The following is a 13,239-nucleotide window of genomic DNA, read 5'->3' on the forward strand; positions in this document are numbered from 1 at the left end:
ACTAGCGAAGATCTTACTGCAAAAATGGTTAAAAAACGACCTATTCGTTATTAAACAAAATTAATTTGGCGTAATTGTATCAGCTTCTTTAGAAATATTTTTTACTTCTGGTAAAGTATCAAGAATGTCGTACTGAATACAAAGAAGATGATCCTCGGCAGCTTGATTCATTAAATTTTGAAAAAAAATTTCACAGCAAATTTGGTACGGCGTGACACTTTTAAAAAATTTCCATCCGGCCCAATTGGTTTGTGTTGTCATCAAATACTGTGTCAGACAAGCTTGTAAATCAGGCAAATAATACTCTCCTACATAAAACTTACAAAGTAGCTGGAGGAGATAAACATTATCCTCTATGTCGATTAGTTTATGTAATTTTTTAAGCCATTCTGAAGTATCTGTTTTCATATAGGAAGTGAAACCCGGTTGCTTGGCATCCCAAAAATTCTCAAGTGAATTTCTGAAATTAGCAACGAGAAGGCTATTTGCGCTCAGATTTTTTGGATAAGCTCTAAGTTTTTCCCTCGCTTCTTGCAGTTGCTCAGTTAAAGCTGACCATCCTTTATCAGAGATTAAATCATGCGGGACCGAGGCAAATAGATTTTTTATCGATGTCAAATAGGCCACCCATATTCTATTGACCTTTTCAGGAAAATGATAATCATCCATATCACTTTCAGTAAATAAGTGATCCAGAAAGAGACCATCCTCAAGATCAGGATTTCTCTTACCTAAGATTGTAGAATCGAAGACTTGCTCAAACGGCTCCGTAAGCATTTTCCCGGCTAAAGCAGGATTATGAATTAAATAGCTAAAGCTTTGCACTAAACCTAATAATTCAGATGCTTTATTAATAATAAAATTTTTCCTCTCGATATTAGGTTCATTAGCTTGCTCAACCTTATTTATCGCATCGCTTAAACTGTATAGACGCTCCAAAAGTAGTAAGCGATACTCCTGATTCGTTAGATGGGGGGAATAATTGAGATGAAAGATACTGTAAATCTGACTATAGAATGCCTCTTCCACTTCATCAAATTCATTTTCAAAGGCTAAAGTTGGTATATTATAACTGTACAATATTTCATAGGCCTTGATTTTGAGGATATAAAAAGCCTCCATTTTTCTATATTCCGTGACAAGATAATCACTATTAATTACTTCAAGAATTTTCCCTAATAGTTCAGGACTAAACCGGTGCTCATCTGTCTCTTCGCGAATCAAGTTTGAATCCAGATGGCTAGAAATATAATGACTTAATACATAATAAATTTGTCCAAGCGAGTATTTCATCTTACCAAATTGAGATATTTCAGAGCTATAAAAAGCGGTTATAAGCTGGCAAATTAAGACTAAATCCTGTAAATCCGGTTTAACTATTTTCAAACAATCAGCAACGAATTCAATAATATTATCTTGAGTAACTGCTTTGATTTTTTTTCTGACAGGATCAAATGCTAAATACCCTTTTACATGAAAATAAAAATCTTCTAATAAACATAGAAATTGATTGTAATGTCTTGCTCTTAGGGAATAAAAAACATAATTCAATTTTTTTGCTAACTCAGAAACCACCTCATTCTCAGAAAAATACCCATGTCTATCAGTCAAATCATCAGCAATATTATGTGTAAACTCACTATAGATAGCAGCATCTGCTGAGCAACCCAATACTTTGGAGCGGTACATTTCATCACGGTTTTTAGGCTCAAAAGTCGTGTAATTAATCGCAATTTTTGCTACAACCGGGATAAATGTAAGAGAACCTTGTCCATTAAGCTTGAGACGTATGTACATGGCAGCGAAGGGTGCAACATCAAAATGAAGCTTTTGTGCCGCAACTTTCTCCAAGGTAGCCTTCTCATGCTGGTGATGCAAACCCGAGGTAAATACAGACTGATAAGCGTTGATATCCACGCTTTTTAAATCGGTGGTTTGCCTATCTAAGAGAATATTTTCTTTACCGTTCCTTAAACCGTAAAAACACAGATAAAGATTGGCAAAATATTCATCTCTTCCATTTTTTGTATAGATTAATTGACGATAAGATCCTGTCTTATAATATTGATTTAGATAATGATTTTCAGCGATAGTTAAATCATTCAATATAAAATAAGGGATACTTAAAAGTGATTGCCCTCCACCAGCTGATAAAATAGCCTCAGTTAATGATTTATCCCCTGTGTAATCAACCAACTTTTTGTATATTTCCTTTTCAGAATAACTCTCTGTATGTATTTCAGCAATAAAATTTTCACGATGGAAATCCATAAATGAGGAGTCAATTGCTGAGTAAGGATGCATCTCACAATAATCATTAATATCCTTTTGCAGCGTTTTAAGTAATTTGGGTGACCATTGATAGATATATGTTCTCATTGAAAGATCTTTAATTAATTTTTTTAATACAAATACCAATTTATATTATTTTGCACAACTGTGAGTCTGCATTTAGATTAGTTATTATATGTACTGAACCGAAAAAATCCCTGAATAACAACAGGTGATTAGCAGAGCAATTCTTAAAGAGATAATAAGCAGGGAGAAATCTTATAAGATAAAAATTTTTACACATTGAGTTTAGCGAAGAATCTTTAACTGCTTTGCAATCAGATTTCTTCGCTATTGAAGGATACTCTAGAGAAGAACTTTAAACTATTGGAAATTAAGGCCTGTCATCGATTTCTTTTCGCTGTGAAGGCAGAAAATCTTTTCTATCCAATCCCATTGCCACAGCCAAAGCCCCAGCAACATAAATAGAAGAATAGGTTCCTACAACAATCCCAATAATTAATGCGAGCGAAAATCCACGAATCGTTTCTCCCCCATATACAAACAATGCAACAACCACAAATAAGGTTAATAAAGAGGTCATGATGGTTCGTGATAGCGTTTGGTTAATGGAAATATTCATAATTTCCAAAGACGACGTTCGGCGAATCTTAATAAAATTCTCACGCACACGGTCAAAAACTACGATTGTATCGTTTAAGGAATAACCAATGACAGCGAGCAATCCTGCCAAGGCCTTCAGATCGAATTCGATACCAAACATAGCAAATACACCGAGAATTAATACTGGATCATGAATTAATGCTACGGCTGAACTCACTGCCAAGCGATACTCGAAACGCATGCCGATATAAATCATGGTTGCGAGTAATGAAACAAGAACAGCTAAAGCCCCTTTCGTTGCCAACTCTTGCCCCACTTGCGGGCCAACAAAATCCACACGTTGTTTTGTTCCCTCTGGCAACTGGTTCATTACCTTATCCACAAGCACACTTTGATCCATATCTGCTCGGGGAGCAATACTGATTAAGACATCTTTTGAAGTACCATAACTAATAACCTGAGCTTCCTTAAAATCAGCTTTGTATAAATTTTCCCGGATTAATTCTAAATCCACTGATTTTGGAAAAGACACTTCTATTTGCGTTCCCCCAGTAAAATCTAAGCCCCATTTCAAGCCATGAATTAACAAGGCACTAATGGATACCACAAAAATAAGTGCAGACATCAAGGCGGTCCACTTACGCGCCCCCATGAAGTCTATCTTTGAATTTGGATTAAAAAATTCCATCTACGCCTCTGCTCAAATACCAATTGAAAGTTTTTTTACATTACGACCACCATAATACCAATTGACGATGGCACGCGTGTAAGTGATGCTCGTGATCATCGAGGTCAGCAAGCCTAGGGATAGGATCACTGCAAAACCTCGTATAGGCCCACTTCCTATTGCAAAAAGAACTATCCCTACAATAAGCGTGGTAACATTCGCATCGACAATAGTTGAAAATGCGCGATCATATCCTGCATGGATGGCAGCCTGTGGCGATAAACCATTGCGTAGCTCTTCACGAATTCTTTCATAAATAAGCACGTTAGCATCCACAGCCATACCCACAGTTAACACGAATGCCGCGATCCCCGGTAATGTTAAAGTATTACCAATTAAAGACATCAAGGCAGCTAGCAAAATCAAATTTAAGAACAATGCAATGTTAGCCACCAAGCCAAAAAAGCGGTAATAGATGAGCATAAGCACAAGAATTAAGCCCATGCCGACTTCAAGAGAAATTAATCCGCGACGAATATTCTCTTTACCGAGAGAAGGTCCTACAGTTCGCTCCTCAACAGGATAAATTACAGCAGGTAAAGCACCAGCACGCAATAACAAGGCTAAATTACTGGCTTCCTTACTATCTGCCAGACCGGTGATTTGGAAATTATTCCCCAACGCATTTTGGATAACCGGAGCACTAATAACTCGCTCTTCACGTTGCGTGACCCGTTTTTCAACCCCATCAATCGTATAAGTATTCGTTTTAGTTTCAACAAATACGATAGCCATGCGCCTACCAATATTTTCACGGGTAATTTTCGTAAATAAGCTTTCTCCGCCACCACCTAACTGCACCTGTACAGCAGGAGTTCCTGTCTGTTGATCGAAACTTGAAACAGCACTGGTAATGGAGTCTCCACTGAGCACCACTTGGCGCTTCAATAAAATTGGACGTCCGTCCATCATATACAGTTTGCTATTGACAGGAATAACTCCTGTTTGCTTAGCCAGTTGAGCATCATTTTCCTGATCAACTAAATAAAACTGCAAAGTTGCGGTACCGCCAAGAATTTGCTTTGCACGAGCAGCATCTTGTATACCAGGTAGATCAACTCCAACACGAGTTGCGCCTTGCTGTTGTACAACAGCCTCTCCAACTCCCAATTCATTAACACGGTTACGCAGAATACTCATCGTTTGTTCGATGGTATTTTGGCGAATGCTATTTAATTCCGTAGGAGATAAAGCAGCCAAGAGGGAGTAAGTTGCACTGGACTGGGTAATCATTAGATCAGGGAGTTTAGCGTTGATTTCACCCAGTGCAGCACTCATTGTCTGTTCATCACGAAAACGAATATCAATACCTTTATCAGCAAGATAGCGAATACCTACATAGCGAATACCAGCTTCACGCAAATCTTGACCAATATTTTTCATCAAGCCTTCATAACGTCGACTAATAACACTATCAACATCAACCTCGAGCAAAAAATGAACTCCCCCACGTAGATCCAATCCCTGCTTCATGGGCTCAGCACCAATCAAACTTAACCACCGAGGTGTGGTGGGTGCAAGATTTAAAGCCACAGTATACTGGGACCCCAGAGCATTTTTAATCGCGTCTCGTGCCAACAATTGCGTATCAGTTGAAGCAAAACGTATCTCCAAACGATCACTAGTTGTTGTTATTGAATTATATTTTATTTTTGCATCATTCAATAAGGTACTGATTTGTTCACTTAGCTGATCCATATCCACAGGAGATTGCGAAGAAATTTGCACAGCAGGATCTTCGCTATATATATTAGGTATTGCATAAATTAAGCCGACCACAGTAATTATGATCAGCACAAGATTTTTCCACAGGGGGTATTTATTCTGCATATCGTGTCCCTAGCCCAACTTAAAGGGATTTAAGAGTGCCCTTAGGCAAAACTGCGCTTACTGCACCTTTCTGGATGCTCACTTCAACTGTCTCTGAGAGAGCAACTTTTATATATTGATCATCAATGTTAACGACCTTTGCTAATATACCGCCAGAAGTAATAATTTCATCACCCTTCTTTAACTGACTAATCATTTCACGATGTTCTTTCGCACGTTTGTTTTGTGGTCTTATCAGCATAAAATAAAACAACACAAAGATAGCAACAATCATGATTAGCGAAAAAGTTCCATCAGTCTGTGCTGCTTGAGTTGGAGCTGCAGCCATAGCATCGCTTATAAAAAAACTCATACCATTTCTCCTCAAATTCGCTATTTGGTCATCAAACTTCTTGCGTAAGCTGCAGATTTTGCTTGAGCGCAAAGTGTCTATATTCCGAGAGCGAAGCTTACAGAGAGTAAGTCAGCACCGCAGAGACATAGATAACATAGCAGCCAAGTAAGCAATGCTGGTTATGCAAGAAGTCTATTGCATGGGATGCATCAACAGCACCTCAGTGCAAGGTGCGTGACATCATATCTAGATTTCCATCTCTCGTAAATGAAATGTCCTAAGTAATTTCCCCAGAGGTGTCTTTTTTTGAAAAGGATCGATAATTTTGATAATAATATGCATTATGTTGAATAAGAAAACGTCGACACAGCAGAGGTGTTTGGGCGATTAAATGATGCAAATAAGCACGTGTAAATTGCTGTTGACAAGTTGGGCATTGACAACTCTCATCAATAACTGTGTGCTGATGTGTCATTTCATCATTCAATAAATCAATCATCTCGGTGCCGCTATATACTTTACCAAGTATTGCATTTTGCGCTGGCAAATTTGATTCGATAAAAAAACTATCATCTGCTAAAGCAGCTAACTGTCCACAATCATAATTGCCCACAAGATAAATAGGTTTATTGCAATAATTAGCCATATTTTCCTGCAGACTAGTCAATGACATTGACTCTTCATAGGGTAAGTACCAACCAAAATTTTGTTCTGATTTGTTATTGGGGGTAATCCATGTTTTTATTGTCTGTGGGAATGAGGGTAGCTGCGATAAGTCAAAATCTGGTGGTAAAATAACCATATCAGGCTCTAATTGCTTAATTAAAGAACAAACCTCTTCTTTTGCAATCCGCAGCACACTACCATCATAGGGCGAGCGGATGGAGTAGATACCCTGCTTATTAGCGGGAGGTAATGAAGCATTCAAGACGATAAATCCTTCCCAATCAATATATGACCTAAGATTGGGGAGAATTTTTAGTAGAGACACACCAGGTTTTAAGAGTAACGTCTCCAACTGATAAGAAAGCCCTCTTACACCGATTTCTTGCCAATTTGCCAAAGTTAAGCAACTCCCTGCTTCGGTAGTTAACACTGGGATAAATGTTGACACAGGCATTTGTTTTTGATTCATTTGTAATCCTTGGCTTTTTATAGCAACAAACTGGCATCACCATAACTAAAAAAGCGATATTTTTCTGCAATGGCTTCCTGATAGAGGGCCATTGCTTGCTTGTGCCCTATAAAAGCAGAAACTAACATTAAGAGGGTAGATTCTGGCAGATGAAAATTAGTTAGCAAACCATCACAAATTTGAAATCGATAACCGGGATAAATAAAAATATCTGTATCCCTGTGGCACGCTTGCAAAACCCCTTCTTGCGCAGCACTTTCTAAACTCCGTAAAGCCGTTGTTCCTACAGCAATTACTCGTTTGCCAGCTGCACGAGTTGCATTGACTGCCTGCGCCAACTCTTCGCTAATCAGAAACTGCTCGCTGTGCATTTTATGTTCTGTGATATCATCACAGCGAACCGGGCGAAAAGTCCCCGCTCCAACATGCAAAGTTGAGTAAGCAAGGTTAACACCTTTCGTTCTAATTTCTTGTAAGAGCGTTTCATCAAAATGTAATCCAGCTGTTGGAGCCGCCACGGAGCCTTTATGTAAGGCATAGACTGTCTGATATCTTTCTGAATCCAATGATTCATCAGAACGCGTAATGTAAAGTGGTAGAGGAATATGCCCTATTTCTTGCAGCATCACTTCTACATTACCTGAAATCTGACAATGATATAGGTCATCTAGCTTGGCAATGACTTCAAGAGACCACTCCTTATCAAGGTAAATCACAGTACCCGCTTTTGGCGACTTACTTGCTTTGACATGAGCTAAAAATGTGTGTTCATCCAACAAACGCTCTACTAAAAGCTCGACTTTGCCACCACTAGCTTTATGGCCAAATAAGCGAGCCGGAATAACTTTACTGTTATTCATAACCAATAAATCACCCGCTTCCAGGAACTGCGAAATCCCTGCAAATTGATGGTGAGCACGGGTACCAGTTTGACGATTATAGACCAATAATCTCGAATCGCGGCGATTGGGTAGAGGATATTGCGCAATCAACTCTTGCGGCAAATCAAAGTAAAAATCTTGCTTTTTCATTTTTCAACCTGACAAATAACTGCCATATTATATACTGATTTCAATTGAAGTATGATATTAATTTAAGAATTGCACTTAGGTTTTAAATAAGGAAATAAAATGCTAGTTACTTTCTACAGTGATGCCTATGAAAATATTGTCATGTTTGGTCATATTGCCCAACATTTATTAAAGCTTATGGGTCATAGCGGTACGGTTCCGGGTGCCATTGTTGCAGAAGAGGTTCCAGAGGCTTTGTCACGCTTGCAAAGTAGTATTGAAGAAAATCCCCAGCAAGGTTCAGCATCAAAACCTCGAGATAATGATGAAGACGAACCAGAAGTTAGCCTGGCTCATCGTGCACTACCTCTAGTTAACATGCTTAAAGCAGCCAGTAAAGCACAATGCAATATCATGTGGAGATAGATGCCGCGGAGTTATGAGTTCGCTATCAACTTAACGAATTCCCGCATCGACCGACATCAGTTTTTTGGTTCTTTTAAAGATCATTGAAGTGTTTAAACCACTACATTCTACGGGGAGATGTAGTGGTAAAAAGATTATTAAAGTACTTAATTAGAGCGCCATTATACTCTGTGCTTCGAGACCTTTCGCCCCTTGAGCCACAACGAATTGGACTCTTTGCCCCTCTGACAGGGTTTTAAAGCCAGAGCCTATAATTTCTTTAAAGTGAGCAAATACATCTGGACCAGACTCTTGCTCGATAAAACCAAAGCCTTTTGATTCGTTAAACCATTTGACAATCCCATTTACTGTTTTAGACATTCGAATATACCTTTAATTTATTAATACCTATAATAGGCGAAATTAGCCGGAAATAGGTCAGGAATTAAAAACTACAATACGAGGGATTAAATTAATAAAACGACGACTTGGCGAGTATAAAAAAAGACAGTTTCTAGCTAAGGTAATATTACCATATTTGATTTATATAAGCCACCTTTTTTACAAGATTTTAAAAAAACCCACTTTTTAGCTTAGAAAATGACTCCTTAACAATTTATTGAAAATTATAGGGGGAGTTTATCTCAACTTAGGTTCAACTGACCCGTATGATGCTAACACCTTAGCAGGACTAAGGTGTTAGCAAATTTTTTTGTTGTGGCGGAAAATGGATTACCCAATATTCATGATACTATACTAATATTTTGATTATTCGTTGTAAGTGTCATGTTAACTTTGCGTCAAATTACTCTTTCACGTGGCAACAAAATTCTTCTGGAAAATGCTAGCGTCAGTTTGCATGAGAAGCAAAAAATTGGTTTAGTTGGGCATAATGGCTGTGGTAAATCGAGCTTATTTTCTCTGATTCTTGGAGATTTGCATACCGATGCCGGAGATTGTCTTATCAATCCTCAATTACGAATCAGTCACCTTTCACAACAATTGCCTGAGAGCGATGAACCTGCTCTCGATTTTGTTCTTGCAGGGGATGATGAATATTTAGCACTCCAAAAACGCTTAGCCTTAGGGGAACAAAAAGAAGATCATGCCGAGGTGCTTTTTTGTCATGAACTACTTACGCAAACTGCAGGTTACAGTAAACCCGCAAAAGCCGCTTCTATTATGGCCGGCCTTGGATTTAAAGCGGAGAAACAAAAAAATCCGGTTAACAGCTTTTCGGGTGGCTGGCGCATGCGATTAAGTCTTGCGCGTTGTTTGATGAAGCCTGCTGATTTATTACTCTTGGACGAACCAACCAACCACCTTGATATGGAAGCCATTTTTTGGCTGGAAAAGTGGTTAAAGCAATCTCCCAGCAGCATTTTGCTGATTTCTCACGATCGAGAATTTCTAGATGCATTTGTAACTCATATCTTGCACATTGAGCAACAAACAATGAGTTTATACAGCGGGAACTACAGTCGTTTTGAGCAAACGCGCGCCCAACAGCTTGCTTTACGACAAATGATGTATGAGAAACAGCAACAAAAAATTAGTCACATGATGGCTTATGTCAATCGCTTTCGTGCCAAAGCTTCAAAAGCGAAGCAAGCTCAGAGCCGACTAAATGCCATTACCAAGATTGATATTGTTGCCCAAGCTCAGGTCGACTCCCCTTTCTCTTTTAATTTTTATCCCTGTCCGCGAGCAGGAAATCCTTTAATCCATTGCGATCAGGTTATAGCAGGTTATGGTGATACAGCGATATTAAAAAAACTCAACTTGGTGCTTAATCCGGGCGATCGCATTGCTTTACTTGGCCCCAATGGTGAGGGAAAATCAACACTTATTAAAACACTTACCGGCTCACTTTCGCCCTTATCAGGTACTATTCACCGCTCTCCACATCTAGAAGTTGGCTATTATGCTCAACATCAACTGGATGAACTGGATTATAATTTAAGTCCCGTTGCGACAATCCAAGCACTTTCTCCAGAAGCGAGAGAACAAACTATCCGTGACTATTTAGGCGGTTTTAATTTTATTGGCGACATGGCAATGAAGCCAATTCATCATTTCTCAGGTGGTGAGAAAGCAAGGCTTGCTTTAGCAAAACTTGTCTGGTTAAAACCCAATCTTTTGTTGCTTGATGAACCAACCAACCATCTCGATTTAGGCATGCGAGCAGCCATTGAGATAGCGCTGCAAAGCTATGAAGGCGCATTAATCTTAATTTCTCACGATCGTCATTTATTGCGTACTACTGTCAATGATTTCTATCTGGTGTACCAAAAGCAAGTACAAGCCTTTAAAGGGGATCTAGAAGATTATCATCAATGGTTACTAATTAGAGAATCCGCTAAAGAAGCGCCAGCAACCACTGGAAATCAATATCGTGAAAAAAAGACGTTGCAAAATCGTCTAAAGAAGCTCGAACAATTGCTTGAGCAATCCCATGAGCGCTTGGCACAAATTGAAGTAAAATTAGCTGATTTGTCACTTTATGAAGAAGGTCAGCAACAGCAATTGCAAACCCTACTCCACCAACAAAGAAATCTGCAAAAAGAGCTTATGAATACAGAAGAAGAATGGTTAGATATCGTAAGTGAGCTCGAACAATTCTAAAAAACTTGTGCCCATGGTTATGCCATGGCATCCTGACAGACTATAGAAACATTGTACTATAAAGTAATAATGAGGAGATGCATTATGCGACTACGTAAAATTTTTACTACCCTACTCAGTTTCTGGACACCTTTCATAGTCTCGGCAACGAATGTTAATGCTGCTGCCTTGCATTTAGATTGGCTCGATAAGAGCGTGAAACCTGGGGAAAATTTCTTTGCTTACGCTAATGGGGCTTGGCAAAAACAAAATCCTATTCCCCCTGAATATGAAAGTTGGGGCACCTTCTATATTTTGCAAGATAAGTTACAAGACGTAATTCATCAAATGCTGATTGCAGCAGCTAATAATAACAATGCCAAACCCGGCAGTATCGAGCAAAAAGTTGGTAATTTTTATTTCAGCGGCATGGATGAAGCATCCATTAACAAACTAGGCGCCACACCTCTTAAACCTGAATTTGATCGAATTGAAGCCATCAAAAATTTAAATGATCTTCAAACAGAAATAGCCCATCTACAAATGATAGGCGTCGATGCACTTTTCGGTTTTGGTAGCATGCAGGATTTTAAAAACAGCAAAGAGATGATTGGTGCCGCCATACAAGGTGGCTTAGGATTACCAGACAGAGATTATTACTTAAAAGAAGATAAAAAGTTTGCTCAAATTCGGGCAACTTATGTTGAACATGTTGCGAAAATGTTTGAGTTATTGGGTGACACTCCGGATAAAGCAGCTAAAGAAGCCCAAACAGTCATGGCAATAGAAACCAGTTTGGCAAAAGCTTCTTTATCACAAACAGAATTACGTGATCCTTATACTATCTATCACATCATGGATCACGAGCAACTCCAAGCAACAACTCCAAATTTCTCCTGGCCAAATTATCTCACTAATATCGGACAAGGGAAACTCAAATCGATTAATTTAGCCACACCCGATTTCTTCAAGAAGGTTAATGAGCAATTACAGTCCACCTCACTTGAGGATTGGAAAATTTATCTACGCTGGCATCTAGTTGATGCTTTCGCCTCTTATTTATCACAACCTTTTGTTGATCAAAATTTCCGTATGACTTCTGCCATCGGTGGTGCTGAAAAATTATTACCACGATGGAAACGGGTTGTTAACACTGAAAACGGGGCTTTAGGATTTGCTATTGGTAAACTTTACGTGGAGAAGTATTTTTCACCTGCCTCAAAACAGCAAGTATTAGAAATACTACAGAATATTCGTACCGTTTTACGCCAAGACTTACAGACCCTAAGTTGGATGACTCCAGAAACACGTCAAGCTGCTTTAAAAAAATTAGATTTAATGGAGGAACGCGTTGGCTATCCAGAAAAATGGTGGGATTACACAAGCTTAATGGTTAATAAAGGCCCTTATGTATTAAACGTCATTCGTGCCAATGAATTCTTAATCAAGCGCGACCTTAATAAAATTGGCAAACCCGTAGACAGGACAGAATGGCAAATGACACCACAAACGATTAATGCTTATTATGACCCCTCTATGAATAACATCAATCTTCCTGCCGGTATTCTACAACCACCCTTTTTTGATCCTACAGCACCAGCAGCTATCAATTATGGTGCTATTGGCTTTATTATTGGCCACGAAATCACCCATGGGTTTGATGATAAAGGAGCACTATTCGACGGTTATGGTAATTTAAACAATTGGTGGACTGCAGAAGATTTAAAAAAATTCCAAACAGCGACCAATTGCATTGCTGAACAATTCTCCCGTTATAAAGTTAATGGGGATTTACCAGTCCAAGGTAACCTTGTCGTTGGCGAAGCAACTGCTGACCTTGGTGGCCTAACCTTAGCTTATAAGGCGTTTCAGGCATCAAAAGAGTACAAAAATGCAAAAACTATTGCCGGTTTTACTCCTGAACAGCAATTCTTTTTAGGATCTGCGCATGTCTGGGCTAGTAATATTCGCCCCGAACAAGCACGCAACTTAGTAACCACCGATCCCCATCCCCCAATGATTTATCGGGTTAATGGAACATTAGCTAATATGCCTCAATTCCAAAACGCTTTTGCCCTTCTTGAAAATAGCCCTATGGTTAATAAGGAACGATGCGTCATTTGGTAATTATTATTTCATACCCCTCTACTCTCCTATGGGTAATTTTACCCGTAGGATTTTTAGAAAGATCACAAGATGATCGCTCCACTCTAATACAAAGCTAACCCCAAACCACTCCGCACATTTAACTCTGAATATGGGTAATTCTACCCATATAAACTTTTTTCAAACAAAACTA

10 protein-coding genes are annotated in these 13,239 nt (G+C 38.8%); 3 read left to right on the forward strand and 7 right to left on the reverse strand.

The features are described from left to right. Nucleotides 1-60: 60 nt before the first annotated feature. The 6 genes from Lbru_RS10360 to queA form a co-directional block, all read right to left on the reverse strand. Complete coding sequence (locus Lbru_RS10360; protein WP_058442057.1) at nucleotides 61-2,379, reverse strand: hypothetical protein; 2,319 nt, start codon at nucleotides 2,377-2,379, stop codon at nucleotides 61-63. Nucleotides 2,380-2,665: 286 nt separating this feature from the next. After that, nucleotides 2,666-3,583: a protein translocase subunit SecF gene (gene secF / locus Lbru_RS10365; protein ID WP_058442058.1), complete on the reverse strand. Its 918-nt coding sequence runs from the start codon at nucleotides 3,581-3,583 to the stop codon at nucleotides 2,666-2,668. A 12-nt stretch (nucleotides 3,584-3,595) separates the two neighbouring features. Further along, on the reverse strand, nucleotides 3,596-5,452 hold the full coding sequence (gene secD / locus Lbru_RS10370; RefSeq protein ID WP_058442059.1) for a protein translocase subunit SecD: 1,857 nt from the start codon (nucleotides 5,450-5,452) through the stop codon (nucleotides 3,596-3,598). Nucleotides 5,453-5,471: 19 nt separating this feature from the next. Further along, nucleotides 5,472-5,804, reverse strand: a complete 333-nt coding sequence (gene yajC, locus Lbru_RS10375) for a preprotein translocase subunit YajC (RefSeq protein WP_058442060.1) — start codon at nucleotides 5,802-5,804, stop codon at nucleotides 5,472-5,474. A gap of 259 nt (nucleotides 5,805-6,063) precedes the next feature. Further along, the gene (locus Lbru_RS10380; protein WP_058442061.1) at nucleotides 6,064-6,921 is read right to left on the reverse strand and encodes a tRNA guanosine transglycosylase family protein; all 858 of its coding nucleotides are present in this window, start codon (nucleotides 6,919-6,921) and stop codon (nucleotides 6,064-6,066) included. Nucleotides 6,922-6,938: 17 nt separating this feature from the next. Then, a complete protein-coding gene (gene queA, locus Lbru_RS10385) occupies nucleotides 6,939-7,952 on the reverse strand; it encodes a tRNA preQ1(34) S-adenosylmethionine ribosyltransferase-isomerase QueA (protein WP_058442062.1) in 1,014 nt (337 codons plus the stop codon). Nucleotides 7,953-8,051: 99 nt separating this feature from the next. Here queA and Lbru_RS10390 point away from each other — a divergent pair, with 99 nt between their 5' ends. Then, nucleotides 8,052-8,357, forward strand: coding sequence for a DUF1840 domain-containing protein (locus Lbru_RS10390; RefSeq protein ID WP_058442063.1), 306 nt, complete (start codon nucleotides 8,052-8,054; stop codon nucleotides 8,355-8,357). Nucleotides 8,358-8,507: 150 nt separating this feature from the next. Here Lbru_RS10390 and Lbru_RS10395 read toward each other — a convergent pair whose 3' ends face one another. Next, a complete protein-coding gene (locus Lbru_RS10395; protein WP_058442064.1) occupies nucleotides 8,508-8,717 on the reverse strand; it encodes a cold-shock protein in 210 nt (69 codons plus the stop codon). A 405-nt stretch (nucleotides 8,718-9,122) separates the two neighbouring features. Between Lbru_RS10395 and Lbru_RS10400 the strand changes: the two genes are divergently transcribed. Next, the gene (locus Lbru_RS10400) at nucleotides 9,123-10,961 is read left to right on the forward strand and encodes an ABC-F family ATP-binding cassette domain-containing protein (RefSeq protein WP_058442065.1); all 1,839 of its coding nucleotides are present in this window, start codon (nucleotides 9,123-9,125) and stop codon (nucleotides 10,959-10,961) included. Between the two features lie 84 nt (nucleotides 10,962-11,045). Beyond that, nucleotides 11,046-13,067, forward strand: coding sequence for a M13 family metallopeptidase (locus Lbru_RS10405; RefSeq protein ID WP_058442066.1), 2,022 nt, complete (start codon nucleotides 11,046-11,048; stop codon nucleotides 13,065-13,067). Nucleotides 13,068-13,239 lie beyond the last annotated feature (172 nt).

Source organism: Legionella brunensis, from assembly GCF_001467025.1.
In the GTDB taxonomy this organism is placed as follows: Bacteria; Pseudomonadota; Gammaproteobacteria; order Legionellales; family Legionellaceae; genus Tatlockia; species Tatlockia brunensis.